At 46.6% G+C, this 635-nt stretch carries 1 protein-coding gene; it reads left to right on the forward strand.

Features of this window, described 5'->3' with window-relative positions:
* Nucleotides 1-635 (forward strand): amino acid--tRNA ligase-related protein (locus BG32_RS02990; RefSeq protein ID WP_259459469.1); only part of this gene is annotated, 635 nt, incomplete at both ends.

Genomic DNA, 635 nt, shown 5'->3' on the forward strand with positions numbered 1-635 from the left:
AATTCGGAAACGAAGGAAGATACAGTTCTTAGTACGGCCGGCAGAGTTGTTGCCGTGAGAAATCACGGAAAATCGAGCTTCTTTGTCTTGAGGGATAACTCTGACAGAATCCAGGCATACATCAGGCTTGACGGAGTGGGAGCGGAGAGCTTCGAGGTTTTCAAGAAATACGTTAATATTGGTGATTTTGTCGGCGTAAAGGGATTTCCCTTCAAGACCCACACGGGAGAGATATCCGTTTTTGTTAAGGAGTTCGAAATACTCTCCAAGTCTATCAGGATGATGCCGGAGAAGTGGCACGGCGTCAAGGACAAGGAGATAATCTACAGGCAAAGATACGTAGAGATGCTTTCAAGTGACGACGCGCTGAAGAGATTCAAGATTCGTTCCGAGCTGTTCCGGCTGGTCAGAGAATTTCTTCAGTCCAAGGATTTTGTTGAAGTGGACACTCCAATGCTCCATTATTTGACCGGGGGTGCGTCAGCGAGGCCATTCAAGACTCATATCAACGTCTTCGAGTCGGATATGTACTTGAGGATAGCGGAAGAGCTCTTCCTCAAAAGGTATCTGGTCGGAGGATTTGAGAGAATCTTTGAAATCGGGAAGAACTTCCGAAACGAAGGTGTCTCATACAA

Origin of the sequence: Mesotoga sp. HF07.pep.5.2.highcov, from assembly GCF_003666285.1 — a bacterium.
Classification (GTDB): Bacteria; Thermotogota; Thermotogae; order Petrotogales; family Kosmotogaceae; genus Mesotoga; species Mesotoga prima.